At 32.0% G+C, this 26,456-nt stretch carries 23 protein-coding genes; 22 read left to right on the forward strand and 1 reads right to left on the reverse strand.

Translation table 11 applies throughout. From position 1 onward, the window contains the following. Positions 1–5: 5 nt before the first annotated feature. The 6 genes from rplQ to ctlX all read left to right on the forward strand — a co-directional run bounded on the left by rplQ (position 6) and on the right by ctlX (position 6,632). Positions 6–494 carry a 50S ribosomal protein L17 gene (gene rplQ / locus QWY99_RS02270; protein WP_229988489.1) on the forward strand — a complete coding sequence of 163 codons (489 nt, stop codon included), beginning with the start codon at positions 6–8 and terminating at the stop codon, positions 492–494. A gap of 195 nt (positions 495–689) precedes the next feature. After that, entirely contained in the window at positions 690–1,793 is a 1,104-nt protein-coding gene (gene carA, locus QWY99_RS02275) for a glutamine-hydrolyzing carbamoyl-phosphate synthase small subunit (protein WP_290260892.1), read from the forward strand. A gap of 116 nt (positions 1,794–1,909) precedes the next feature. Continuing rightward, complete coding sequence (eno, locus tag QWY99_RS02280; RefSeq protein ID WP_290260894.1) at positions 1,910–3,202, forward strand: phosphopyruvate hydratase; 1,293 nt, start codon at positions 1,910–1,912, stop codon at positions 3,200–3,202. Positions 3,203–3,359: 157 nt separating this feature from the next. Beyond that, positions 3,360–4,637 (forward strand): citrate synthase, encoded by a 1,278-nt coding sequence (locus QWY99_RS02285; protein ID WP_290260896.1) that lies wholly within the window; start codon positions 3,360–3,362, stop codon positions 4,635–4,637. Positions 4,638–4,705: 68 nt separating this feature from the next. Further along, a complete protein-coding gene (locus QWY99_RS02290) occupies positions 4,706–5,620 on the forward strand; it encodes a dimethylarginine dimethylaminohydrolase family protein (RefSeq protein WP_290260898.1) in 915 nt (304 codons plus the stop codon). A 76-nt stretch (positions 5,621–5,696) separates the two neighbouring features. Next, positions 5,697–6,632, forward strand: a complete 936-nt coding sequence (gene ctlX, locus QWY99_RS02295) for a citrulline utilization hydrolase CtlX (protein WP_290260900.1) — start codon at positions 5,697–5,699, stop codon at positions 6,630–6,632. A gap of 67 nt (positions 6,633–6,699) precedes the next feature. Here ctlX and QWY99_RS02300 read toward each other — a convergent pair whose 3' ends face one another. Then, positions 6,700–7,335, reverse strand: a complete 636-nt coding sequence (locus QWY99_RS02300) for a MarC family NAAT transporter (protein ID WP_290260904.1) — start codon at positions 7,333–7,335, stop codon at positions 6,700–6,702. Between the two features lie 155 nt (positions 7,336–7,490). Here QWY99_RS02300 and QWY99_RS02305 point away from each other — a divergent pair, with 155 nt between their 5' ends. The 16 genes from QWY99_RS02305 (at position 7,491) to QWY99_RS02380 (ending at position 26,407) form a co-directional block, all read left to right on the forward strand. Continuing rightward, positions 7,491–7,856 (forward strand): CoA-binding protein, encoded by a 366-nt coding sequence (locus QWY99_RS02305; protein ID WP_290260907.1) that lies wholly within the window; start codon positions 7,491–7,493, stop codon positions 7,854–7,856. Between the two features lie 231 nt (positions 7,857–8,087). Continuing rightward, entirely contained in the window at positions 8,088–8,708 is a 621-nt protein-coding gene (gene recR, locus QWY99_RS02310; protein ID WP_290260911.1) for a recombination mediator RecR, read from the forward strand. 72 nt (positions 8,709–8,780) lie between these two features. Next, the gene (locus QWY99_RS02315; RefSeq protein WP_290260914.1) at positions 8,781–9,578 is read left to right on the forward strand and encodes a polysaccharide biosynthesis/export family protein; all 798 of its coding nucleotides are present in this window, start codon (positions 8,781–8,783) and stop codon (positions 9,576–9,578) included. An 11-nt stretch (positions 9,579–9,589) separates the two neighbouring features. Continuing rightward, positions 9,590–12,037 (forward strand): exopolysaccharide transport family protein, encoded by a 2,448-nt coding sequence (locus tag QWY99_RS02320; protein WP_290260915.1) that lies wholly within the window; start codon positions 9,590–9,592, stop codon positions 12,035–12,037. A 26-nt stretch (positions 12,038–12,063) separates the two neighbouring features. Then, on the forward strand, positions 12,064–13,041 hold the full coding sequence (locus tag QWY99_RS02325; RefSeq protein ID WP_290260917.1) for an SDR family oxidoreductase: 978 nt from the start codon (positions 12,064–12,066) through the stop codon (positions 13,039–13,041). Positions 13,042–13,103: 62 nt separating this feature from the next. Continuing rightward, positions 13,104–14,495, forward strand: coding sequence for a UDP-glucose 6-dehydrogenase (locus QWY99_RS02330; RefSeq protein WP_290260919.1), 1,392 nt, complete (start codon positions 13,104–13,106; stop codon positions 14,493–14,495). 72 nt (positions 14,496–14,567) lie between these two features. After that, positions 14,568–15,032 (forward strand): UpxY family transcription antiterminator, encoded by a 465-nt coding sequence (locus tag QWY99_RS02335; protein WP_290260921.1) that lies wholly within the window; start codon positions 14,568–14,570, stop codon positions 15,030–15,032. A 306-nt stretch (positions 15,033–15,338) separates the two neighbouring features. Then, positions 15,339–16,622 carry a nucleotide sugar dehydrogenase gene (locus QWY99_RS02340; protein WP_290260923.1) on the forward strand — a complete coding sequence of 428 codons (1,284 nt, stop codon included), beginning with the start codon at positions 15,339–15,341 and terminating at the stop codon, positions 16,620–16,622. Between the two features lie 28 nt (positions 16,623–16,650). Next, positions 16,651–17,658: a mannose-1-phosphate guanylyltransferase gene (locus QWY99_RS02345; protein ID WP_290260926.1), complete on the forward strand. Its 1,008-nt coding sequence runs from the start codon at positions 16,651–16,653 to the stop codon at positions 17,656–17,658. Positions 17,659–17,666: 8 nt separating this feature from the next. After that, entirely contained in the window at positions 17,667–18,713 is a 1,047-nt protein-coding gene (rfbB, locus tag QWY99_RS02350) for a dTDP-glucose 4,6-dehydratase (protein WP_290265288.1), read from the forward strand. Positions 18,714–18,781: 68 nt separating this feature from the next. Beyond that, a complete protein-coding gene (locus QWY99_RS02355) occupies positions 18,782–21,229 on the forward strand; it encodes an SLBB domain-containing protein (RefSeq protein ID WP_290260928.1) in 2,448 nt (815 codons plus the stop codon). Between the two features lie 15 nt (positions 21,230–21,244). Further along, positions 21,245–22,309, forward strand: coding sequence for a Wzz/FepE/Etk N-terminal domain-containing protein (locus tag QWY99_RS02360; RefSeq protein WP_290260930.1), 1,065 nt, complete (start codon positions 21,245–21,247; stop codon positions 22,307–22,309). 36 nt (positions 22,310–22,345) lie between these two features. Next, positions 22,346–23,368 (forward strand): polysaccharide biosynthesis protein, encoded by a 1,023-nt coding sequence (locus QWY99_RS02365; RefSeq protein WP_290260932.1) that lies wholly within the window; start codon positions 22,346–22,348, stop codon positions 23,366–23,368. Positions 23,369–23,375: 7 nt separating this feature from the next. Beyond that, on the forward strand, positions 23,376–24,464 hold the full coding sequence (locus QWY99_RS02370; protein WP_290260935.1) for a DegT/DnrJ/EryC1/StrS family aminotransferase: 1,089 nt from the start codon (positions 23,376–23,378) through the stop codon (positions 24,462–24,464). After that, positions 24,464–25,534, forward strand: a complete 1,071-nt coding sequence (locus QWY99_RS02375; protein WP_290260937.1) for a DegT/DnrJ/EryC1/StrS family aminotransferase — start codon at positions 24,464–24,466, stop codon at positions 25,532–25,534. The genes QWY99_RS02370 and QWY99_RS02375 overlap by 1 nt, the downstream gene beginning before the upstream one ends. After that, the gene (locus QWY99_RS02380; protein ID WP_290260940.1) at positions 25,535–26,407 is read left to right on the forward strand and encodes an LbetaH domain-containing protein; all 873 of its coding nucleotides are present in this window, start codon (positions 25,535–25,537) and stop codon (positions 26,405–26,407) included. Positions 26,408–26,456: the final 49 nt, after the last annotated feature.

Below are 26,456 nucleotides of genomic sequence, written 5' to 3' on the forward strand. Positions count from 1 at the left end.
TAGCAATGAGACACGGAAAAAAATTCAATCACTTAAGCAGACAGACTGGACATAGAAAAGCTATGTTGGCTAATATGGCTTGTTCTCTTATTGAGCACAAACGTATTAACACTACTGTTGCTAAAGCTAAAGCGCTTAAACAATTCGTTGAGCCTTTAATCACAAAATCAAAAGAAGATACGACTCACAACCGTCGTATTGTTTTTGCATACTTACGTAGCAAATATGCTGTAACTGACTTGTTCAGAGATGTAGCTGCTAAAGTAGGAGACCGTCCAGGTGGATACACTCGTATCATTAAAGTTGGAAATCGTTTAGGAGATAACGCTGATATGGCGATGATCGAACTTGTTGATTTCAATGAACTTTACAACGGAGGTAAAAAAGAAGTTAAAAAAGCAAAAAGCCGTCGTGGTGGAAAAGCAAAAAAAGCTGATGAGACTTCTGAAGCTCCTGCTGCTGATACAGAAACGACAACTGAAGCTTCTGAATAATTATGAAAGTAATCATTCAATAAGAATTAAGGATAAACTAGTTACTAGTTTATCCTTTTTTTTTGTTTTTTTCAAATTAAAACACAATAATATAACACTTTCCCCTCTTAGGGTTTTATTTTTAGAGATGAATTTTTTAAAAAACCTTGCACTCGCTCTTTTAAAAAATTAAATTTGCAAAATATCTAATTACAAATGAAATACACAACACGACAAAGCGCTATTCTTTTACTAAGTGACGGAACAATTTTTCACGGAAAATCAATCGGAATTAGTGGTACAACTTTTGGAGAAGTTTGCTTTAATACAGGAATGACAGGATATCAAGAAATCTTTACGGATCCTTCTTATTTTGGTCAGATTATGGTTGCAACGAATGCACACATTGGAAATTATGGTGTAAATGATTCTGAAATAGAGTCTGATAGCATCAAGATATCTGGATTGGTGTGTAAAAACTTTAGCTTTAACTATTCTAGAGAAGGTGCTTCAGAAAGTTTAGAGTCTTATTTTATAAAAGAAAATCTTATTTGTATCTCAGATGTTGATACAAGAGCATTGGTGAGTTATATACGAGATCACGGAGCTATGAATGCTGTTATTTGTACGGATGGGACTTCTATAGAGGATTTGAAGATCGCATTGGCAAATGTTCCGAATATGGAAGGATTGGAACTTGCTTCTAAAGTGTCAACAAAAGAGCCGTATTTTTATGGAGATGAAAATGCTACATATAAAATTTCTGCTTTAGATTTAGGGATTAAGACTAATATTTTGCGTAATCTAGCAAAAAGAGATTGTTATATCAAAGTATTTCCATACGATTCGAGTTTTAAAGATTTAGCGGCATTTAATCCAGATGGCTATTTCTTATCGAATGGGCCTGGTGATCCTGATCCATTATTTGGTGCAATTGAAGTTGCTAAAGAGATTTTGGCAAATGATAAGCCGTTATTTGGTATTTGCTTAGGGCACCAAGTCATTGCTTTGGCAAATGGGGTTTCTACTTATAAAATGTTTAATGGACATCGTGGAATAAATCATCCGGTTAAGAATTTGATTACTGGTAAAGGTGAGATAACATCTCAAAATCATGGTTTTGCCGTTAATAAAGAGCAATTAGATAATCATCCTGATTTAGAAATTACGCATTTACATCTTAATGATGAAACAGTTGCTGGTATGCGTATGAAAAATAAAAATTGTTTTTCGGTACAGTACCATCCAGAAGCAAGTCCAGGGCCACATGACTCATCTTATTTGTTTGATCAATTTATTGAGAACATAAAAGCGAATTAAACTAAAACGTTTGAGTTAATAAATAAAAGTATTTAATTGCTAGGGAAATTAATTAGCGTCAAATATTTTTATAATTTCGAAAAATATTTATAATTTAATAATAAAAACTAAAAATAATGAGTATTATAATAAAAATTCACGCAAGACAAATTTTTGATTCTAGAGGTAATCCTACTATCGAAGTTGATGTAATTACAGACAATGGAGTATTAGGAAGAGCAGCAGTTCCATCTGGAGCGTCTACTGGGGAACATGAAGCAGTTGAATTACGTGACGGAGGTAAAGCTTTTTTAGGTAAAGGAGTTTTGAATGCTGTGAATAATGTAAATACTATTATTGCAGAAGAATTAGTTGGTGTTTCTGTTTTTGAGCAAAATGTTATCGATCAAGCTATGATCGATTTAGATGGAACTCCGAATAAATCTAAATTAGGAGCAAACGCTATTTTAGGTGTTTCTCTTGCTGTAGCGAAAGCGGCAGCTAATGAGTTAGGTTTGCCTTTGTATAGATATGTTGGAGGTGTTTCAGCAAATACATTGCCTGTGCCAATGATGAATATTATTAATGGTGGTTCGCACTCTGATGCTCCGATTGCTTTTCAAGAATTTATGATATTTCCAGTAAAAGCTACTTCTTTTTCTCACTCTATGCAAATGGGTACTGAAATTTTTCATAGCCTGAAAAAAGTGTTACATGATAGAGGATTAAGTACTGCTGTAGGTGATGAAGGAGGTTTTGCTCCAAATTTACCAGGTGGTACTGAAGATGCTTTAGATACTATTAAAAAAGCTGTTGAAAATGCAGGGTATACTTTTGGTGACGAAATTATGATTGCGCTTGACTGTGCGGCGGCTGAATTTTATGTAAACGGTAAATACGATTATTCTAAATTTGAAGGAGAAACTGGTAAAGTTAGAACTTCTGCTGAGCAAGTTGATTATTTAGCTGAATTAGCTGCTAAATATCCAATTATCTCTATTGAAGACGGAATGGATGAAAATGACTGGGATGGTTGGAAATTACTTACGGAAAAAATTGGAAATAAAGTACAATTAGTAGGTGATGACTTATTCGTAACTAATGTGGAACGTTTATCTACAGGAATCGAAAAAGGAATCGCAAATTCTATTCTTATAAAAGTAAACCAAATTGGTACTTTGACAGAGACTATTGCTGCGGTTAATATGGCTAAAAATGCAGGTTATACTTCAGTAATGTCACACCGTTCGGGAGAAACTGAAGATAATACAATTGCAGATTTAGCAGTAGCTTTAAACTGTGGGCAAATCAAAACTGGTTCAGCTTCACGTTCAGATCGTATGGCAAAATACAATCAATTGCTTAGAATCGAAGAAGAACTAGGAAGTACTGCTTATTTTCCTGGATTAAACGCTTTCAAGATTAAATAATTGTAAGAGTTATATATTGAAAAAAAAGCCATTCGTGAAAACGGATGGTTTTTTTTTGGAGTTTTAACAAATTCATAGCAAGATTCCTTTTTTAGTTAGTCTTAAATTCCTTAAATTTGATAAATTATTATTTAAAAGATTTATTTCCGATTATATTATGTCAAAAATAGCTACCCTAGAAGTAGATGGTAAGAAGATTGAACTTCCTGTTATAACAGGAAGCGAAAATGAATCTGCTGTCGATATTAACAAATTACGTGATTTAACAGGTTTCATTACTCTTGATCCAGGATATAAAAACTCTGGTTCTTGTACAAGTGAGATTACTTTTTTAGATGGAGAATTAGGAATTTTGCGTTACAGAGGATATTCAATTGAAGACTTAGCTGAGCAAGCAAGTTTTCCTGAAGTGTCTTATCTATTGATTTTCGGTGAGTTACCTACAGCTGCACAATTAGCACAATTTGATGCTGATATTAAAAAGCATACTTTGGTAAACGAAGAAATGAAAAATATTATTGACGGTTTTCCAAAAACTGCTCATCCTATGGGAGTATTGTCTGCATTGACAAGTGCTTTGACTGCTTTTAATCCTAAAGCAGTGAATGTAGAAAATGAAAAAGAAATGTATGAAGCTATTTGCAAAACGATAGCTAAGTTTCTTGTAATTGCTACATGGACCTATAGAAAAACAATGGGATATCCATTAAATTATTATGACAATACTAAAGGGTATGTAGAGAACTTTATGCAATTGATGTTTAAATTGCCTACAGGTCCTTATGCTGCAAATCCTATTGTTGTTAATGCATTAGATAAATTATTCATCTTACACGGAGATCATGAACAGAACTGTTCTACATCTACAGTAAGAATGGTTGGTTCTTCTCACGCTGGTTTGTTTGCTTCAATCTCTGCTGGAGTTTCTGCTCTTTGGGGACCACTTCATGGAGGTGCTAATCAGGCAGTTCTTGAAATGCTTGAAGAGATTAATAAAGACGGTGGTGATACTGATAAATTTATGGCGAAAGCCAAAGATAAAAATGATCCTTTCCGTTTAATGGGATTTGGTCATAGAGTATACAAAAACTTTGATCCAAGAGCTAGAATTATTAAGAAAGCTGCAGATGAAGTTTTGAATACATTAGGTGTTGATGATCCAATTTTGGCTATTGCTAAAAAATTGGAGGCAGCAGCCCTAGAAGATGAATACTTTAAATCAAGAAGTTTGTATCCTAACGTAGATTTTTACTCAGGTATTATTTATAGAGCATTAGGGATACCTACAGATATGTTTACAGTAATGTTTGCTATAGGAAGACTACCAGGATGGATTGCGCAATGGAAAGAAATGCGTGAAAATAAAGAACCAATTGGTAGACCTAGACAAATATATACTGGTCATCCTTTAAGAGAATTCAAATCGAATAAATAAAATTCAATTTAAAGCTTCACTTAACTGTGAAGCTTTTTTTTATCTTTGTTGAAATCAAATAATAGAATATGTTACAATTAAATGTAAAGAACGAAACATCAAGATTACGTGCTGTAGTTTTGGGAACTGCAGTTCATAACGGGCCTACGCCAACTGTTGAGGAAGCGTATGATCCGAAATCATTGGAGCATATTAAAGCAGGGACTTATCCTGTTGAATCTGATATGGTTGCTGAAATGGATGCTTTTAATGCAGTGCTTCAAAAATACGATGTGACAGTTTTTCGTCCTGAAATGATTGAAAACTACAACCAGATTTTTGCTAGAGATATCGGTTTTGTGATAGATGATGTTTTTGTGAAATCAAATATTTTACCAGAAAGAGAATTGGAGCTTAATGCAATTCAATACATAATAGATCAAATGGATCCTCAAAAAGTAGTTCGACCACCAGAAGAAGTACATATCGAGGGAGGAGATGTTATGCTTTGGAATGATTATGTTTTTATAGGAACTTATAAAGGGAGTGATTATAAAGATTATATTACTGCAAGAACAAATATGGAGGGAGTTGAGTTTATTAGAAATTTGTTTCCAAATAAAATTGTCAAAGAGTTTGATTTGGTTAAATCTAAAATTGAAGCTCGTGATAATGCTTTGCATCTTGATTGTTGTTTTCAACCAGTAGGAAAGGATAAAGGAATTATTTACAAAAGAGGATTTCGTGAAGAAGCTGATTACATGTATTTAGTGAATCTTTTTGGTAAGGACAACTTATTTCATATTGAGAGAGAAGAAATGTATTATATGAATTCGAATGTTTTTTCAATAGATACTAATGTTGTTGTGTCAGAGAAAAATTTTACTAGATTGAATAATTGGCTAAGAAGCAACGGATTTGTTGTAGAAGAAATCCCTTATGCTGAAATTGCTAAACAAGAAGGGTTGTTGAGATGTTCAACTTTACCTTTGATTAGAGATTAAAAATTAGTTTCAAGTTTCAGGTTTCAAGTTGCTAGAAAACTTGAAACCTGAAACTTGAAACAAAAAAAATACAAACATGAAACAAACTACAAACGCAATAGTAATGATTCGTCCGGTTGCATTCAGAATGAATGAGCAAACGGCAGTAAATAATTATTATCAGAAAGTGTTAGACGGACTTTTACCGGCTACAGTAAATGCAAAAGCACAACAAGAATTTGATGCTTTTGTGGATAAATTACGTGCTGTGGGGGTAGACGTTACAGTAGTAGAAGATACGCTAACACCAGATACGCCAGATAGTATATTTCCAAATAACTGGGTTTCCTTTCATGAAAATGGAGATGTAGCATTGTATCCTATGTTTGCTGAGAATCGTCGTCTAGAACGTCGTGAGGATATTTTGGATATTCTTGAAGAAAAAGGTTTTCAAATAAATAACATTGTAGATTATACATCGGCAGAAGAGGATGGTTTTTTCTTAGAGGGCACAGGTAGTTTACTTTTGGATAGAGCAAATGGGAAAGCGTATTGCGCTTTATCTCCAAGAGCTGATGAAGAATTATTTATAGAATTCTGCGAAGATTTTGATTATGCACCTGTAATTTTTGAAGCATTTCAAACTGTTAATGGTGAGCGAAAGCTAATTTATCATACTAATGTTATGATGTGCTTGGGTGAAACTTTTGCAGTGATTTGTGCAGATTGTATAGATGATAAAAAAGAGCGTAAAATGGTTCTAGAAAATCTAAAAGCAGATAAGAAAGAAGTTATTTTAATAACAGAAGCTCAAGTGAATAATTTTGCTGGAAATATGCTTGAAGTTCGTGGAGCTAATGATAAAAAATATATCGTGATGAGTACTTCAGCGCATCAAAGTTTAACGCCAAAACAAATTTCACAACTTGAAGCTCATGCGACTATTTTAAGTTCAAGTTTAGATACTATCGAGGCTTGTGGAGGAGGAAGTGCAAGATGTATGATGGCAGAAGTGTTTTTGCCAAGAGCATAAAAAAAATATAAAATCAAAAAAAAGGGACAAATCTAGTATTTTGTCCCTTTTTTAGTTTTTAGTGTGTTTAGATATGCATTAAATTGCCTTTGATTATATTAATTATCGCACTCACGATATATTGTATTCCGATAGCGATTACAATAAAGCCGACAATTCTTGAAATAGCAACAATGCCTGAAGCACCAAGGATCTTAGCTAGATAATGTGCACTTCTAAGAATGATAAAAATTACAATCGCAATTGCTAAAATTGCCGCAGAGGCGATAATGATCTCAGTAGTTTCATGGTGTTCTTGGTAAAAAGCAATTAATAAAGAAATTGATCCAGGGCCTGCGAGCATAGGAATTGCTAGTGGCGTAAGAGCAATGTCATTTCGTTGTTGGGCATCAGTTTCTACTTTTTTATTTATTCCTCTTTTTTTGTTGAATTTACCAGATAGTAATGAAAAACCCGAGTTTACAATTATAATTCCACCGGCAATACGAAGAGCATCGATGCTTATTCCAAAAAATGTCAACATGTATTGTCCTATAAAAAAAGAAACGATTAGGATAAGAAAAACGTTTATAGCGGTCCATAAGGAAATTCGAGAACGCTCTTTTTTCGAGTCATGTTGTGTTAGTCCTACAAAAATAGGAACTGTTCCAATGGGATTTAATACCGAGAATAGAGCAGCAAATAAGTAAATAAATAGATCCATAAAGTCTTGTTTAGTCTTGTAAAAATAGTCTTTTTTAAAAGATATGATTACAGTTTAATTAGTAGGTTATTGATTTTTTTAAAAAAGAACTAAACTTTTTAAATCATCGAAGAGCTAAACCTTTTTGATTACTTTTGTAGTATATATTAGAGACAATGAAAAATAAAAAAACAGTAGTGCTTGGAGCAACTACCAAGCCTGAAAAATATGCTTTTTTAGCTATAAATAAATTAGTAGAAAAAGGACATACCGTTTTAGCAATTGGTCAAAATGCTGGAGAAGTTGCTGGTGTAAAAATTTACACAAAGGCAATTCCTCTTAAAAATATTGATACCATCACGTTGTATTTGAATCCGTCACGTCAGCGAGATTATTATAATTACATCGTAGAAGCAAAGCCTAAGCGAGTAATTTTTAATCCAGGAACCGAAAATCCAGAATTATATCAGTTGTTAGAACTTAATAATATTAAAGCTCAAGTTGCTTGTACATTAGTTTTGCTTACAACAAATCAGTATTAGTTCTGTAGCTAATTAATGTTTTTTTTTAGTAGCTATTTCCAGCTATCCGCTATATCTTTTTCTGTTCGCAGATGCGAACAGAAAAAGGATGTCGCTTCTATCTGGGCTAGTCCGCATAAGGACAATTAAAATAGTATGTTTTTATGAAATGTGAAATTTCAAGTATTTAAAACTTCTATTTTCCATAAAACAAAAGTCGAGTAAACCCACAAATTTAGTATTTTTGTCTTCATGGAATTTTCTTCAAAATTAATAGAGAAAGCAGTCAATGAAATGTCTCAATTGCCAGGTATTGGTAAGCGTACGGCTTTGCGACTAGTTTTACATTTATTAAAACAACCAAAAGAACAAACCGGTTTTTTAGCCGAAGCATTAACAACAATGCGTGCAGATATTAAATTTTGTGAAAGCTGTCATAATATTTCTGATATTGCAGTATGTGAAATTTGTGCTAACACAGCAAGGAATCATCAAACTATATGTGTAGTTGAGGATATTCGTGATGTAATGGCTATAGAGAATACAGGTCAGTACAAAGGGATTTATCATGTTTTAGGAGGGAAAATTTCTCCAATTGAAGGAGTTGGTCCAAGTCAGTTAAATATAACTACCTTAGTCGAAAAGGTGAAGTTAGGCGGGGTAAACGAAATTATCTTTGCTTTAAGTTCAACAATGGAAGGGGATACAACTAATTTTTATATCTACAAACAAATAGCCGATGCTGAAATTATTATTTCAACAATAGCACGCGGAATTGCTGTAGGAGATGAATTAGAATATGCAGACGAAGTAACTCTAGGAAGAAGTATATTGCATAGGGTTCCGTTTGAGAAAACGTTTAAAAATAGTTAACAGAGTCAGTCAATAAAATTGATGTTTTCTTAAAATAAATGAAAAGCTATATTTACTATTAAAATTCTGTAAATGAATAAAAACTCTCTTTATCTGTTGTTGCTTATTAGCATACTTTTTGCATCATGCATTCCGCTAAATGATTTGGTTTATTTACAAGATAAAGGAACAACCGGCACTGAAAGTAATATTGCTGTTGTAGAATCAAAACCCTATCGTTTGCAAACTAATGATGTTTTAAGTATTAATATAAAGGCTATTGATCCAAAATTAGTAGCGATTTTTAATACTACAGATAAAACCGTAGGACAAAATTTATCTAACTCAGAAGCAGGATTGTATTTTGATGGTTTTACAGTTGATGCTCATGGAAATATAAGAATGCCCGTTTTAGGTGAAATAAATGTTATGGGGTATACACTAGAAGAAGTGCGTATTAAAATAGAAAAACAATTATTAGACGAACATTTTAAACCAGAAGCAAATATATTTGTAACAGTAAAGCTTGATGGTTTTAGATATACAATAAATGGAGAAATAACATCTCCAGGTACTAAAACGCTTTTTAGAGAACAGGTAAATGTAATGGAAGCCATTGCTAATTCTGGAGATATTACAATTACAGGTAATAGAAAAGCAGTTACTATTATTCGACAATCACCTTCAGGAGTCGAAATGCATGATATTGATCTTACAGATCTTAATGCAATAAAATCCCCTTATTTTTATTTACAACCCAATGATTATATATATGTAAAACCACTTAAGCAAAAAACTTGGGGAACAGGTAAAACAGGTATAGAATCTATTGGAACAATAATCACTATAATTTCTTTGGCAACAACTACATTTTTACTTTTAAAACTTTAAAAACCTACAAAATGTTAGATATAAAAGATTTTTCGATTTTTGACAATCAATCAGATTTTGATTTTAAAGGGTTTTTGTTAAAAATTGGGGGATACTGGAAATGGTTTTTATTGAGTTTAATAATTGCTTTTGCAATTGCTTATCAAGTAAACATTCGCAAAGAAAAAATATATGGAATGGAAACTTTGATTTCCATAAAAGAAGAAAATAATCCATTCTTTACTTCAAATACTAGTTTAGTTTTTAACTGGGGAGGAACTTCTGATCAAATAAGTAATACAATAACAGTTTTGCAATCAAGATCTCACAATGAGCTTGTTGTAGATAAGTTGCAATATTATATCGATTATCTAGAACAAGGTAAGTATAATATGGTAGACTCTTATGGGGCTGTTCCTTTTTATGTTGTCATAGATAAATCGAAAGGACAATTAGCTGGGGCGTTAATCAGTATTAAGTTTTTAAATGCTAATGAATATGAAATTAGAATTCCTTTTGAGAATAGTTCAGTTTCATTAATTACTTATGCTAATAATTCATACAGTAATACAGCTGTAGAGATAGGAGAGTTTGTAAAGAAGTATAAAGTTGGAGAGCAAGTTTCGTTGCCTTTTTTAAATTGGAAATTACAAATTAACGATAATGCCGGTTTTTATAAAGACAAAGAATATTTTGTCCAATTCAATGATTTTGATAGTACGGTTGCAAAATATCGAGGTATAAGTGTGCGGTCTGATGATGGAGGGAGTTCGATAATTACATTGGGGATGCAAGGAACTAATAAAGCACGAATGGTTGAATATTTAAATTCGACTGTAAAAATGCTAATAAAAATCCAACTTGATAGTAAAAATCAATTTGCAACAAATACCATTAATTTTATTGATAGTACACTTGTGGCAATGGAAACTCAGTTAAAGCAGACTGGAGATGAATTAAAGATATTCCGAAAAGGTAAAAATGTTTATAATATAGAAGAAGGAGGGAGTAAGTTTTCAGATAAAATCATGGACTTTGATGTCGAAAAAGATAAAGTTACTCGTAAAATAGCCTATTATAATTCGTTAAATGCATATTTAAAAAACAGTGTTGATTATTCTAGGTTGCCTGCGCCGTCTGTTGCGGGTATTGATGATCCAAATATTGTTGTAAATGTTTCTAAATTAATTTCGCTTTCTGCACAAAGATCAGAAATGGCCTATGCAGTAAAAAGTGATAAAATTTTTAAAGATTTTGATAATCAAATGTTGGCTGTCAAGAACGTGCTGTTAGAAAATATTGCTTCTGCCAAATCTTCTTTGCAATATGATTTGGCAATGGTTAATAGTAAAATTGGACAGACAGAAAGTACAATAAAAAGATTGCCAGAAGAGCAACAAGAGTTATTGAAAATTAAGAGGAAATACGATTTAAGTGATAATATTTACAGTACATTTCTTCAAAAAAGGAGCGAGGCAGATATTGTAAAAGCGGCTAATTTATCGGATATTCATTTTATAGATCCAGCAAAAGATGTTGGAGGTGGGCTAATAGGGCCAAAGACTTCTGTCAATTATGTTTTAGCATTGTTCTTGGGTTTACTAATTCCGTTATTGCTAATTTGTATTGTCTTCTTTTTTAATAACTCGATTCAGAACATAGAAGATGTCAGTAAGCAAACACAAATTCCATTAATTGGAGTAGTGGGAGTAAATAATGATGCGACTAATTTAGCAGTGTTTGATAAACCAAAATCGGTTTTGTCAGAGTCGTTCAGATCAATTCGTTCTTCTTTACAGTTTTTGTATAAAAAACAGCAAGTTGAAGGAGCAAAGACATTAATGGTAACTTCATCAGTTAGTGGTGAAGGTAAAACCTTTTGCTCGATTAATATTGCTACCGTATTTGCATTAAGTGAAAAAAGGACTGTTATCGTTGGTTTAGATTTAAGAAAGCCAAGGTTGGCAGAGGAATTTAGATTGACTAATGAAGTTGGAGTAGTTAATTATTTAATTAAGGAAAAAAACTTAGAAGAGATTACTAATGCAACCAAGATTCCGTATTTAGATGTTATTCTTTCTGGGCCAATTCCACCAAATCCATCTGAATTGATTTTAGGAGAAGCAATGAATGAGTTTATGAGTGAATTGAAAGCAAAATATGATTATATAATTTTGGATACGCCTCCAGTTGGGCTTGTTTCAGATTCTCTAGAATTGGTGCAATATAGTGATGTAACCTTGTATATTGTGAGGCAAAATTATACCAAAAAAGATATGATCACGTTGTTGAATAATAGAGTTAAAAGAGGTGAACTCTCAAATGCAAGTATTGTTTTGAATGGATTTGAGAACAAAGCCAAATACGGAGCAACTTATGGTTATGGATACGGTTATGGAAATTATTCTAATAGATATCATGAGGGAGTAAAAAAAGTAAGTTTGTTAAAAAGAATTTTTAATAAATTCAATAAAAAATAATATCGAGTCATTTAAAAGTATTAATTATGGAATCACAAAACACGATATTAATTACCGGAGGAGCTGGGTTTATAGGTTCTAATCTCTGTGAGTATTTTTTAGGACAAGGGCATAAAGTTATTTGTTTAGATAATTTTTCGACAGGTCATCGACATAATTTAAAAGATTTTGTTACTAATGATAACTTTAAGTTAATAGAAGGAGATATTCGAAACATTGCAGATTGTATCTTTGCAGTTCAAGGTGTAGACTATGTTTTGCATGAAGCAGCTTTAGGTTCAGTTCCAAGATCTATCAATGATCCAATTACAACAAATGATGTAAATGTTTCAGGATTTTTAAACATGCTAGTGGCTTCAAGAGACGCTAAGGTAAAGCGATTTATTTATGCTGCAAGCTCATCTACTTATGGCGATTCAGAAGGATTACCAAAGGTAGAAGAAGTAATAGGGAAACCATTGTCACCTTATGCTATTACAAAATATGTAAATGAGTTATATGCTGAAATTTTTAGTAGAACTTATGGATTAGAAACAATTGGTTTGCGTTATTTTAATGTTTTTGGAAGAAAACAAGATCCGAAAGGAGCTTATGCTGCGGTTATTCCTAAGTTTGTAATGCAATTGATGAATTATGAAAGCCCTGTTATTAATGGTGATGGTAATTTTTCACGTGATTTCACTTATATTGATAATGTGATTCAGATGAATGCCTTAGCTATTACGACTAAAAATACGGAGGCGGTCAATACAGTTTATAATACTGCGTATGGAGACAGGAACACTTTAAATGATTTGGTTAATTATTTAAAAAAATATTTATCCGAAAAAGATGCTAAAATTGCCTCTGTAGAAATAGTCTATGGGCCAAATAGAGCGGGCGATATTCCACATTCCTTGGCAAGTATAGACAAAGCAAAGAAGCTATTGCAATACGATCCTAAGTATTCTTTACAAGAAGGTTTGCAAGAAGCTGTAAGTTGGTATTGGAATAATTTAAAGTAGCAATTTTCTTTAGAATAGTATAAAAATAAAATAGAATAAAAAACATTTGAAAATTTAATTAGATGAAAATCACAAAGATTTGTTGTATTGGTGCAGGTTACGTAGGTGGACCAACTATGGCAGTTATAGCTCAAAAATGCCCGCATATACAAGTTACAGTAGTTGATTTAAATGAAGAAAGAATCAGAGCATGGAATGATGAGAATACTGATAATATTCCAATTTATGAACCTGGTTTAGATAAGATCGTGGCCGACGCTAGAGGTCGCAATTTATTCTTTTCAACAGATGTTGAAAAAGCAATTGACGAGGCTCAAATTATATTTATATCTGTAAATACCCCTACAAAAACTTACGGAAAAGGTAAAGGTATGGCAGCAGACTTAAAGTATATTGAACTGTGTGCCAGACAAATTGCCAAGATTGCAAAAGACAATAAGATTGTGGTTGAAAAATCGACATTGCCTGTACGAACTGCCGAAGCTATTAAAAGTATTTTAGACAATACAGGAAATGGTGTTCAATTTCAAATTTTATCAAATCCTGAATTTTTAGCCGAAGGAACAGCGGTTACAGATTTATTAAATCCAGATCGTATATTAATTGGTGGTGATGCCACATCGGAGGGTAAAGATGCAATAGGTGCTTTGGTAGAGGTGTATTCGAATTGGGTATCGTTAGATAGAATCTTAACGACAAATGTTTGGTCATCGGAGTTGTCAAAGTTAACGGCAAATGCATTTTTGGCTCAGAGAATATCTTCAATAAATGCCATGTCAGAATTGTGTGAGAAGACAGGGGCTGATGTTAATGAAGTGGCGAGAGCAATTGGAATGGATACTAGAATTGGGTCTAAATTTCTTAAAGCTTCAGTTGGATTTGGAGGGTCATGTTTTCAAAAAGATATTTTAAATTTAGTTTATATTGCTAAGTCATATGGATTGCACGAAGTAGCTGATTATTGGGAACAAGTCATTATAATGAATGACCATCAGAAGAGAAGGTTCTCTAGTAAAATTGTTCAGACCCTATATAATACCGTTTCAGGTAAGAAAATAACATTCTTAGGTTGGGCTTTTAAAAAGGATACAAATGATACACGTGAGTCGGCAGCGATTTATGTAGCTGATGATTTGATTAATGAACAAGCTAAAATTGCTGTTTATGATCCTAAAGTTTCTAGAGAAAAAATGTTGAGTGATTTAAATTATTTAGAGACTAGAAGTTTAGAAGAGAATACTAAATCGGTTGCGACTTTTGAGGATCCTTATGAAGCATGTAATGGAGCTCATGCAATTGCGATATTGACTGAGTGGGATGAGTTTGTGAAATATGATTGGGTGAGGATTTATAATTCAATGCAAAAACCAGCTTTTGTCTTCGATGGAAGAAATATTCTAGATAAAGGAGAGTTGAAGAAAATAGGATTCGTATATCTGGGTATTGGGTCTTGATATTGGAGGATAAAGCATAAAGTGTTGTTGTATTAATGTTTATAGGTAAATTTCATAACAAAGTAAGTAATAATGAATTGGTATGTAGTTTATACGAAGCCCAAATGGGAAAAAAAAGTTGCGGATCAATTAAATAAAATTGGAGTTAAGTGTTATTGTCCGTTGGTTATTCAGATAAGACAATGGTCGGATAGAAAGAAAAAAGTAGAAGTGCCTTTGTTTAATTCTTATGTTTTTGTTCAATTAGAAGATTTGGATAGAAACTTAGTGTTTCAAGCTTCAGGAGTTATTCGTTATTTATTTTGGTTAGGAAAACCTGCTATTGTTCGAGATGAAGAAATCAGGATTATTAAAAATAGTATAGAATCTCCTTCTATTAGTGAGGTTTTTTTAGTTCCATTTAAAATAGGAGATAAAATAAAATTGGATTCTGGAGCTTTTAGTAATCAAGACGCGATAGTTCAAGAGATATCTAATACGCATTATACCTTGGTTTTGGAGTCATTAGGTTGTGTATTAAAAGTAAAGTATAAGTAAATTAACGAGATAAATAAGACGTATTAGTCGTATTTTGCATAAAAAAAAATCACTGTTTTTAGTGATTTTTTTATGCCTATTTTTTTTGTTTAAAACATTTTTACCTTGACTTTTAGTTGATTGTAATTTTTTAGCTAGTTAATAATTTAATTTTTAATGTTTCAGTAGTTTTTGCTATTGAATTAATAGTCTTATTATGGTATATTTGCCAAAAGTGTATGTTCGGTAAACTAAGTTAAAATGTGACTTGGGTTAGCGAAGCTGTGGGAATAAATGATTAAAATGATAAAATACAACTAGAAATATATGGATAAAAACGTAAAAATAGCAGTTATAGGCTTAGGTTATGTTGGATTACCATTAGCGAGATTATTTGCTACAAAATATTCTGTTGTTGGTTTTGATATTAATCAAACAAGAGTTAATTTATTACAATCAGGAACGGATAGTACATTTGAAGTTGATGATGAAACTTTACAAAAAGTTTTACTTGATAAAAAAGGGGATGCAATTGGTTTGTTTTGTACTTCAAAAATGGAGGATATAAAAGATTGTAATTATTATATAGTAACAGTTCCTACTCCAGTTGATAAGAATAATAGACCTGATTTAACTCCTTTGTATAAATCTAGTGAAAGTGTTGCTTCGGTTTTAAAAAAAGGAGACATCGTTATTTATGAATCTACTGTTTATCCGGGAGTCACTGAAGAAGAATGTGTACCTGTATTGGAAAAAATATCAGGATTAAAATATAATGTTGATTTTTATGCAGGATATTCACCGGAGCGTATTAATCCTGGAGATAAAGAGCATACGGTTGAAAAGATTCTCAAAGTTACCTCTGGTTCAACACCTGAAATAGGAAAAAAAGTTGATGAATTATATAAAACAGTAATTACTGCAGGAACGCATTTGGCACCGACAATAAAAGTTGCAGAGGCCGCTAAGGTTATCGAGAATTCACAGAGAGACATTAATATTGCATTTGTAAATGAGTTAGCAAAAATATTCAATTTAATGGATATTGATACTCAGGCTGTTTTAGAGGCAGCAGGAACAAAATGGAATTTTCTGCCATTTAAGCCGGGATTAGTTGGTGGTCATTGCATTGGTGTTGATCCCTACTATTTGGCACAAAGAGCTCAGGAATTTGGGTATCACCCAGAAATTATTTTGGCAGGACGTCGTTTAAATGATAGCATGGGAGAGTATATTGCTTCTCAAGTGGTTAAGCTTATGCTGAAAAAAGGGATTTATGTAAATGGAGCTAATATTCTAATGCTTGGAATTACATTTAAAGAAAATTGTCCTGATGTGCGTAATACTAAAATTGTAGATTTAATAATGGGGTTGAAAGAATATGGTATTGCAGTTACAATATTTGATCCATTAGCTAGTTTAGAAGAAGTATATAAAGAATATAAATTAGATATAACCAATGAAATTCCGAATCAAAAATTTGATGCTGTTATTCTAGGAGTAGCTCATGCTGAATTTTTGAATTTGAACTTTTCAGAACTACAAAAAGAGAATAGCTTGTTGTATGATGTAAAAGGAATATTAGGGAATATTGCAGATAACAGATTATAGAATATAACAATTCGTTTTTAGATAAATTATGAAAGTAGAGAATTCAATTATACATGTTGTTTTAACAGGTGGGGTCGGAAGTAGATTATGGCCACTTTCTCGTAAAAGTATGCCTAAGCAATATTTAGAGATATTTGAAGAAAAATCATTGTTTGAAATGACAGTAGAGCGAAATGCAAATTTGGCTGATAAAGTGATGGTTGTCGGTAATGTAGATAATTGTCATCTTAGTGAAAAGGTGATGAAAAAGTTAGGGAAAGATTATATTAATATAGTTGAATCAACTCCCCGAAATACAGCTGCCGCTATTGCATTTGCTGCTTTTGCTTCTCAACCTGAAGACATATTGATTGTGACGCCTTCGGATCATATTATTGACGAAATGGATCAATATAATCAAGCAATAAAAAAAGCCATTGCTAAGGCAGAGGACGGCTACATAGTAACTTTTGGTATCGTTCCTACTAAACCAGAAACAGGATATGGTTATATAGAGTCTAAAGGAGATGATGTAATCTCTTTTCGAGAAAAACCCAATAGCATAACAGCAAAAAGTTTCATTGCACAAGGTAATTTTTTATGGAATAGTGGGATGTTCTGCTTCAAAGCAGGTGTTCTATTAGATGAATTAAAAGCGTATCAACCAGAAGTATATGAGAAAGCTAAAGAGGTTTGGGACAATAATAAAAACGGTAATTTAGATTTAGACTTATCGCTAGATATCCCTTCTATAAGTGTTGACTATGCTGTTATGGAACGTAGTAAAAAGATTAAAGTAGTTCCGGCATCTTTTACTTGGTCTGATTTAGGGTCTTTTGAGTCGGTGTATGATTATTTAATTTCTAAAGGACATTATGTTGATAAACATGGGAATATGGTAATTGGTTCTGATAAATATACAACATTTTTAGGATTGAAAAATACTATTTTTGTGCACACAGATACAGCCAATTTAATTTTACAAAAGGAAAATTCGCAAGATGTAAAAGATCTATATGGCGAATTGGAGAAGCAAAATTCAGAATTATTGAATTAATGATTAAAATAAAAAAAATACTTATAACGGGAGGTGCTGGATTTATAGGTTCGCACGTAGTAAGACGGTTTGTTACGAAATATCCAGAATATCATATTTTTAACCTTGATGCATTAACTTATGCGGGTAATCTAGAAAATATTAAAGATATTGAAAATGAACCAAATTATACCTTTGTTAAAGGTGATATTGTTGATGAATCTTTTATAGATAAAATTTTTTCTGAAAACGATTTTGAAGGAGTGTTGCATTTAGCAGCTGAATCGCATGTAGATCGTTCAATAAAAGATCCTCTTTCGTTTGTGAAAACGAATGTTATTGGTACCATGAATTTGCTTAATGCTGCAAAAAATCAATGGAAGAATAAGCAAGAAGGTAAGAGGTTTTATCATATCAGTACCGATGAGGTTTACGGGTCACTTGGAGCCGAAGGACTTTTTACAGAAAAAACTTCTTATGATCCTAATTCACCATATTCAGCTTCAAAAGCAAGTTCTGATCATTTTGTGCGTGCATATGGAGAAACATATGGTTTACCTTATGTTTTAACCAATTGCTCTAATAACTATGGTTCTTACCATTTTCCTGAAAAATTAATTCCACTCTTCATTAATAATATAATTAATAATAAACCATTACCGGTATATGGAGATGGTAATTATACTCGCGATTGGCTATTTGTAGAGGATCATGCTATTGCTATTGATTTAGTATTTCACGAAGGTAAAAATCATGAAACCTACAACATTGGAGGATTTAACGAATGGAAGAATATTGATTTGGTCAAATTATTGTGTCAAATCATGGATGAAAAATTGGGAAGAGTTAAAGGTACTTCTCAAGAGTTAATAACTTACGTAAAAGACCGACCAGGGCATGATTTGCGTTATGCAATTGATGCATCAAAAATTAATAAGGAATTAGGATGGAGCCCTTCTGTAACTTTTGAGGAAGGACTTGAAAAAACTATAAATTGGTATTTAAGTAATGAAGTATGGTTGCAAAATGTAACTTCAGGTACTTATAAGGATTATTATAAAAAACAATACTCTTAAGGATTTTAATGACTAATTCAAATATTGAATTAGATATTAACTAAATGAATTTTACTTTAAAATTAGCTATGAGAAAGATAACAGCAGTATTAGTATTAGTATTTACTTTTTTTGTTTCAATAAATGCGGCAGCTCAAGATATACTGCAATCTAAAGATTTAAGTACAGTAAAGGTTGATTATTTATCTGATAGTGATATTAATAAAATCAAAAGTCAATTAGAAGCCAAGGGTTTTACAATTAATGATGTAGAAGAAGTTGCTTTGTCTAAAGGAATGAGTAAAGCGGAGTTTTCTAAACTCAAGGAAAGATTAGAGCAACTTTCTAAAAAAGATTCTAAGAATAAAGATTCAAAAGATAAAGATTTAGAAGGCAACGATAACAAAAACAAAAAGCCTGAGTTTGGAAGGAAGCAGCAAGAAATTATCAATAACAAAATAAAAGATTCGGTTAATGCTTTAATTTTTGGTTCTGAGTTATTTGATAATCCTACTTTAAATTTCGAACCAGACTTAAAATTGGCGACACCGATGAATTATGTTCTAGGACCTGGGGATGTATTACAAATAAGTGTTTATGGAGTTCAGCAGTTTGATGACAATATTCCTGTGAGCGTAGAAGGCAAAATTACAATACAGTATATTGGACAAGTTAGTGTTTCTGGAATGACTATTGAAGCGGCTACTCAAAAAATTAAAGCAGCTATAGGGAAAGTGTATAGCACAGTTCGATCAGGTCAATCACAAGTAAGCGTTAGTTTAGAACAAATTAAAACTATAAAAATAACTATCGTTGGAGGAAAGCAACCAGGTAATTATTCTGTTTCCTCTTTGGCAACAGTTTATAATGCTTTGCATTTAGCAGGTGGTCCAGGTAAAAACGGGAGTTATAGAAATATTGAATTGATTCGTAATAATAAAGTTTATAAAAACATAGATATATATAAGTTTTTAGTAAAAGGAGACCAATCGGATAATGTGGGATTGAAAGAAAATGATGTGATTCGAATTCCGGCTTATTCTATGAGGGTAACAGTAGAAGGTGAAGTAAAACGCCCTGGAATTTTTGAGATGAAAAAAGGGGAATCTTTTTCTGATTTATTATCTTTTGCGTCTGGTTTCAATGAGTTTGCTTATACAGCTTCTGTTAATGTTTTACAAAAAACGGGTAAAGAGTTTAAGGTTCATGATGTTAATGAAAGTGAATTTAAGATTTATCAACCACAATCTGGGGACGTTGTTAAAGTTTCCAAAATTTTAAATCGATTTGAAAATCGTATTCAAATTGGAGGAGCTGTGTTTAGACCAGATTTTTATTCTTTTACTGAGGGGATGAGAGTTTCAGATTTGATTGCAAGGGCAGAAGGTTTAAAAGAAGATGCTTATACAAAACGTGCCAGAATTATTCGTTTAAAATCAAATTTAACGACAGAAATTGTAAATGTTGATTTAGCAGGTGCTTTGTCTGGTGATTTAAATGCTGATGTACTTTTGAAAAGAGAGGATATTGTAACCGTGTATTCTATTTTAGATTTTAGAGAAGAATATAAAGTTACGATTGACGGAGAAGTTAAGAATCCAGGAGAATACGAGTTTTATGAAAATTTGACTTTGAATGATTTAGTTATTGAAGTTGGAGGATTAACTGGTTCAGCATCAAAACGAGTTGAAGTTGCTAGAATGAGAAAATATGATGCAATTAATGATGCAGACCCTAAAAGAGTAGACGTATTTGAATTGGAGATTAATGAGGGTAATAATGAGCAGATTAAAAACTTTGAGTTAATGCCTTTTGATGTTGTTAACATAAGAAGAATGGCTGTTTATGAAAAACCAGAAATGGTTAAAATAAGTGGTGCAATTTCTTATCCAGGTAAATATGTTTTAGCTAATAAAAGAGAAACGGTATATAATGTTGTGATGCGTGCGGGTGGACTAACATCTATTGCCAATTTAGAAGGTATGAAAATAAAAAGACCTATTAAAGAAGAGCAAATTGAAAAATTAAAAAGTATTGATTTGAATCTGAGAAATGGGGATTCTCTGAAAGAGAAACAATTAGTGAAAAAATTAAAGGAGGAACTAAAATATGCAACTATTCCTGTGGATTGGGAAAGCATTGTAAAAGATAAAAATCATTACTCTAATGTTACTTTATTTCCTGGAGATGAAATAGAAGTTGCTACTTTTAATGAAGGAGTAAAAGTTACAGGTAATGTATTGTTAACTTCAGAAATACCATACAGAAGCGGGAAAAGTTTTAAGTATTATTTAAATGCAGTTGGAGGTGTTGATAATATGGGATGGAAGAAAAAAGCTTATATTATTTATCCAAATGGTAAAGCTGCTGTAACAAGTTCTTTTTTGTTTTTTAAATCTTACCCGAAAGTAACGCCAGATTCACAAATTGTAGTTCCTGAAAAACCTGTAACCAAGAAAATGACTGCGGGGGAATGGGTAGGTATTGGTAGTGTAGTTTCGAGTTTAGCTTTATTGATATTAACTGCTTTTAAATAATAATTAGTCTTAAGAATGAATAATACACCTATTGAAAATAACGAAGTTTCTTTAAAAGAGTTATTATTAAAAGTAAAAGAATGGTATAACTATCTATTGTTGAAGTGGAAAATTATTGTATTGGCAGGAATAATTGGAGGCGGTTTAGGATTAACATATTCTTATTTAAAAAAACCTGTATATACTGCTACTTTATCATTTGTTTTAGAAACTGAAAAGTCTGGAGGTTTAGGTAGTGCATTAGGTTTAGGTAGTGCATTAGGATTGGATTTAGGCGATGGTGGCGGAAGTATTTTTACAGGTTCAAATTTAACGGAGTTGTTTAAATCTAGATCGATGGTCGAAAAAACATTAATGTCTCCTGTTTCTGTAAATGGTAAAACTATTTCTTTAGCTGAGATGTATATTGATAATAACGAATGGAGAGAAAAGTGGAAAAAAAATCCAAAACTGTCAGCAATTCAATTCTTGCCAAATTCAGATCGTAAATCTTTTGTTAGAACACAGGACAGTATTTTAGGTTTAATTTATCAGAGTTTATCTAAAAATGCCTTAATAGTAGCGCAAAAAGATAAGAAAGTTGCTATTGTAACTATGGAGGTATCCTCAATAGATGAAATGTTCTCTTTATACTTTTGTAATGCACTTGTAAAAGAAGTGGGCGAGTTTTACATTGACACTAAAAGCAAAAAAGCTCGTACAAACTTAGAAATTTTACAAAGACAGACTGATTCTATCCGTAGAGCATTAAATGGTGCTATAACAGGCGTAGCTGTAGCAAACGATAATACTTTTAATTTGAATCCTGCTCTTAATGTTAGACGAGCGCCCTCAGCCCGCAGGCAAGTAGATGTTCAGGCAAATACGGTTATATTAACTGAATTGGTTAAACAATCCGAATTAGCTAAAGTAACATTACGAAAAGAAACACCATTAATTCAGATAATCGATGGACCAATTTTACCTTTAAGTGTAGAAAAGTTCGGAAAAGTAAAAGGTGTTTTTTTTGGAGCCTTTTTAGCTACTTTCTTTATATTGCTTTTTTTGATTGTAAAAAGATTGTACAATGACTATATTTAAGAATACTATAAGTTTTAAATTTAAAATATAAAGTAAATGTTTAAGGATAAAGTTTTATTAATAACAGGAGGCACTGGTTCTTTTGGAAATGCAATGTTAAGAGGTTTTTTAAATTCAGATTTAAAAGAAATTAGAATATTTTCACGTGATGAGAAAAAGCAAGAAGATATGCGTATTGAATATAAAAATGATAAATTAAATTTTGTTATTGGTGATATTCGAGATTTCGATAGTATAAATGCTGCTATGAATGGTGTGAATTTTGTTTTTCATGCTGCGGCGCTAAAACAGGTGCCTTCTTGTGAATTTTATCCTATGCAAGCTGTTCAGACTAATATATTAGGAGCGGAAAATGTATTAGAAGCTGCAGCAAGAAATAATGTTGAGAGAGTAGTAGTACTCAGCACAGATAAAGCTGTTTATCCAATAAATGCAATGGGAATTTCTAAGGCGTTTATGGAGAAATTAGCTGTCTCGAAGGCTAGAGATTCTAGAGTTAAGAATGTTGATGCGATTTATACCGCAACTCGATATGGAAATGTTATGTGTTCTCGAGGTTCTATAATTCCTTTGTTTGTTAAACAGATAAAAGAAGGTAAAGCGTTGACTATTACAAACCCAAAGATGACAAGATTTATGATGTCGTTGGATGATTCTGTAGAGCTGGTTATGTTTGCTTTTACAAATGGAAATCCAGGTGATATCTTCGTTCAGAAATCTCCAGCTGCCACAATAGAAGATTTGGCACAGGCATTAAAAGAATTATTTAATGCCGATAATGAGATTAAAATTATTGGTGAACGTCATTCTGAAAAAATGTATGAAACGCTTTGTGCAAAGGAAGAAATGGCTAAGGCCGATGATTTAGGTGAGTTTTATAGAATCCCTGCAGATTTTAGAGATTTGAATTACACTAAATATGTTCAGGAAGATGGACCTAAGCTTGTAGATACTGAGTACAATTCAGATAATACACAAAGGCTAAATGTTGAAGAGTTAAAAAAATTACTATTAACTTTAGACTATATTCAAGAAGAATTAGCGTCTTATAATCAATAATTTATTTATGTTACCATTAGTAAAAACTAGTATTCCTCCTCGTGATGTATTAATGCCAAAACTTGAAGAAGTTTTGTATAGTGGCTATGTTGCTCAAGGAGAAGCAGTAGAGGAGTTTGAAAGAAAATTTGAAGAATATATTGGAGGGGGACATTGTCTATCTTTAAATTCTGGAACAGCAGCCCTACATATAGCATTGATTTTAGCTGGGGTACAAGAAGGCGATGAAGTTATAAGTACAGCTTTAACTGCTGAACCAACCAATGTGGCAATCAAAATGGTTGGTGCAAAGGTAAGATGGGCAGATGTTGATTATAATACAGGTAATATTTCGGCGGAATCAATCGAAGAAGTAATAAATCCAAAAACAAAAGCAATTATTGTTGTAGATTATGCTGGAATTCCTGTTGATGTAAAAAGAATTCAGGAATTATCAGAAAAATATAATATACCTGTTATTGAAGATGCTGCTCATGCATTGGGGGCTAAATTTAGAGGAAAGAAAAGCGGAAACCATTTCCCGTTTACGGTATATTCTTTTCAGGCGATTAAGCACTTGACAACTATTGATGGTGGAGCACTACAAATATTAGATAATGATTTATATGAAAAAGGTAAAATTATCAGATGGTTTGGTTTGGATAAAAAAATGACTCGTCTGGATAATAATATTACTTTTCAGGGATATAAATATCATATGAATAATGTAAATGCAACTATTGGATTAATTCAATTGCAAAATATAGATAATTTAGTCCAAAAGTATATCGATAATGGGAAGTATCTTGATGAGCAACTAAAAGATATAAAAGGAGTTGAACTGATAAACTACTATAAAGATACAGAGCCTTCATATTGGTTGTATACCTTAAAAGTAGAAAATCGTGATAGATTCGTAAAAATGATGTCCGAAAATGGAATAATGGCATCTGAACTTCATAAACGTAATGATTTACATGATTACCTAAATGACTATCCTGCAAAATTGCTAAACTTGGATTTGTTTTACAGTAAAATGGTTCATATACCGTGTGGTTGGTGGGTTACTAGGGAAGATTTAGATATGATGATACGTTTAATAAAACAAGGTTGGTAATGATACCAATTTATAAACCTTATATGTCTGATAATATTGATTCAGAAATTAGTAGCATACTTTATTCTGGACAGTTAGGTTATGGAAAATACGGAAAAGTATTTGAAAATAAATTGAAGAGCTTTATAGAATGTGAATATATACTTTCTGTAAGTTCATATAATCTAGCAATGCTAATTGTTCTTTCAACATTAGGGTTAAATAAAGGTGATGAAATTATTGCTAGCCCTGTAAGTTGTTTAGCATCTAATCAGCCATTTGCAGTTAAAGGATTGAAAGTTATTTGGGTTGATATAAACCCAGAGACGGGAAGTATGTGTCCTGATGATTTGAAAGTTAAGATCACAAATAAAACCAAGGCCATTTTCCATAATCATTTCTGTGGTTATTTAGGAAATATAGATGAAATTAATACAATTGGAAATTCTTTTGGTATCCCTGTTATTGATGATGGTATTGAAGCATTTGGATCTGAATATAAAGGTAAAAAAATTGGGAATCTAGGAACAGATATAACTGTGTTTTCTTTTCAAACGGTTAGATTACCTAACACTATAGACGGAGGAGCTATTGTTTTTAAAGATAAAGAACTTTATGAAAAAGCTTTATTGATTAGAGACTACGGAATTGACAGAGCAATTTTTAGAACTGATAATGGAGAAATTAATCCTAAATGTGACATTAGCTTAGAAGGTTATGGCGGGTTAATGAGTGAATTAAATTCATTTTTGGGTACCAAACAAATGGATGATATTGAAGATTTGTTATTACGGCAGAAAAAGAATGCATTTGTTTGGGATCAAAAAATTATGAATATGGATAATTTCAATTCTCTAAAATTGACTGAAAATACCATGCCTAATTACTGGGTATATGGTATTTTATGTGAGGATAAAGAAATTGCCATTAATTATTTTAAGGATAATGGATTTTATGCTACTGGAGTTCATATTAATAATAATGTATATTCAGTTTTTAATAATAAGGATAACTTAAAAGGAGTAAATGAATTTATGAAACACTTTCTAGCAATACCTTGTGGTTGGTGGTTTGAAAATAAATTATTATAAATGGGTACAAATCAAATAGATAGCACGGCTAAAATACATCCAAATGTTGTGTTTGGAGAACATAATAGAATTGGTAAAAACGTTGTAATCGAAATTTTGGGAAATAATCCTAATGCAGTTGCAATTATTGGAGATAATAATATTATAAATGATAACACAAGAATTTTTATTCATGGTGAGTTTATCGTTGGTGATTGGAATGTTTTTCATAATGATATGCTAATTATGCCAGAAGATTCGATGAGAATAGGTCATAATTGCTGGTTTGGACAAAATACGATTTTAGATGGTGCGGGAGGACTGGAAATAGGAAATGGTGTAAGAGTGGGTATGTATTCTCAAATTTGGACGCACGTAGCAAGCGGCGAACAAATTGAAGGATGTATACTTTTTGCTAAGAGAAAAACAATCATAAATGATGATGTTTGGTTGGTTGGCAGTTGTGTTGTTGGTTCAGGAATTGTTCTTGGGAAAAGAAGTACAGCTTTAATTAATTCGGTAATTACTAAAGATACGTTGCCAGATAAAGCATATTCTGGGAGTCCAGCAAAGATTATGGAGCATGTTAAATTCTACCTTCCAAAAACGATAGATGAAAAGTTTGATATGCTAAAATTATGGTTGTATGAGTTTGTAGAGCTAAATAAGGGAGTTTTCACATTAGAAGTAGACAAAAGTGAATTGATTCTTTTTAATTTGAAAGAAGATCAAAATGTAATTTTTACAAAATCAGAAACTAAGTTACTTGATTTATCTCAGAGTATTTTTTATTTATCTGATAAAACATTTAATAAAACCAATTCGATATCAGAGAGAGCAATTTATAAGTTTTTGTACAATAACAAAGCAAGATTCATCCCTAGTCCTAAATGATTTTTTTACTTTTTGACATAATAAACATCTAATTATAGTAAGAACTTAA

The organism is Flavobacterium branchiarum (assembly GCF_030409845.1).
Lineage (GTDB): Bacteria > Bacteroidota > Bacteroidia > Flavobacteriales > Flavobacteriaceae > Flavobacterium > Flavobacterium branchiarum.

Coding starts and splice junctions, on each gene's coding strand:
- rplQ (WP_229988489.1), top strand. CDS start 6: ATGAGACACGGAAAAAAATTCAATCACTTAAGCAGACAGACTGGACAT.
- carA (WP_290260892.1), top strand. CDS start 690: ATGAAATACACAACACGACAAAGCGCTATTCTTTTACTAAGTGACGGA.
- eno (WP_290260894.1), top strand. CDS start 1,910: ATGAGTATTATAATAAAAATTCACGCAAGACAAATTTTTGATTCTAGA.
- QWY99_RS02285 (WP_290260896.1), top strand. CDS start 3,360: ATGTCAAAAATAGCTACCCTAGAAGTAGATGGTAAGAAGATTGAACTT.
- QWY99_RS02290 (WP_290260898.1), top strand. CDS start 4,706: ATGTTACAATTAAATGTAAAGAACGAAACATCAAGATTACGTGCTGTA.
- ctlX (WP_290260900.1), top strand. CDS start 5,697: ATGAAACAAACTACAAACGCAATAGTAATGATTCGTCCGGTTGCATTC.
- QWY99_RS02300 (WP_290260904.1), bottom strand. CDS start 7,335: ATGGATCTATTTATTTACTTATTTGCTGCTCTATTCTCGGTATTAAAT.
- QWY99_RS02305 (WP_290260907.1), top strand. CDS start 7,491: ATGAAAAATAAAAAAACAGTAGTGCTTGGAGCAACTACCAAGCCTGAA.
- recR (WP_290260911.1), top strand. CDS start 8,088: ATGGAATTTTCTTCAAAATTAATAGAGAAAGCAGTCAATGAAATGTCT.
- QWY99_RS02315 (WP_290260914.1), top strand. CDS start 8,781: ATGAATAAAAACTCTCTTTATCTGTTGTTGCTTATTAGCATACTTTTT.
- QWY99_RS02320 (WP_290260915.1), top strand. CDS start 9,590: ATGTTAGATATAAAAGATTTTTCGATTTTTGACAATCAATCAGATTTT.
- QWY99_RS02325 (WP_290260917.1), top strand. CDS start 12,064: ATGGAATCACAAAACACGATATTAATTACCGGAGGAGCTGGGTTTATA.
- QWY99_RS02330 (WP_290260919.1), top strand. CDS start 13,104: ATGAAAATCACAAAGATTTGTTGTATTGGTGCAGGTTACGTAGGTGGA.
- QWY99_RS02335 (WP_290260921.1), top strand. CDS start 14,568: ATGAATTGGTATGTAGTTTATACGAAGCCCAAATGGGAAAAAAAAGTT.
- QWY99_RS02340 (WP_290260923.1), top strand. CDS start 15,339: ATGGATAAAAACGTAAAAATAGCAGTTATAGGCTTAGGTTATGTTGGA.
- QWY99_RS02345 (WP_290260926.1), top strand. CDS start 16,651: ATGAAAGTAGAGAATTCAATTATACATGTTGTTTTAACAGGTGGGGTC.
- QWY99_RS02355 (WP_290260928.1), top strand. CDS start 18,782: ATGAGAAAGATAACAGCAGTATTAGTATTAGTATTTACTTTTTTTGTT.
- QWY99_RS02360 (WP_290260930.1), top strand. CDS start 21,245: ATGAATAATACACCTATTGAAAATAACGAAGTTTCTTTAAAAGAGTTA.
- QWY99_RS02365 (WP_290260932.1), top strand. CDS start 22,346: ATGTTTAAGGATAAAGTTTTATTAATAACAGGAGGCACTGGTTCTTTT.
- QWY99_RS02370 (WP_290260935.1), top strand. CDS start 23,376: ATGTTACCATTAGTAAAAACTAGTATTCCTCCTCGTGATGTATTAATG.
- QWY99_RS02375 (WP_290260937.1), top strand. CDS start 24,464: ATGATACCAATTTATAAACCTTATATGTCTGATAATATTGATTCAGAA.
- QWY99_RS02380 (WP_290260940.1), top strand. CDS start 25,535: ATGGGTACAAATCAAATAGATAGCACGGCTAAAATACATCCAAATGTT.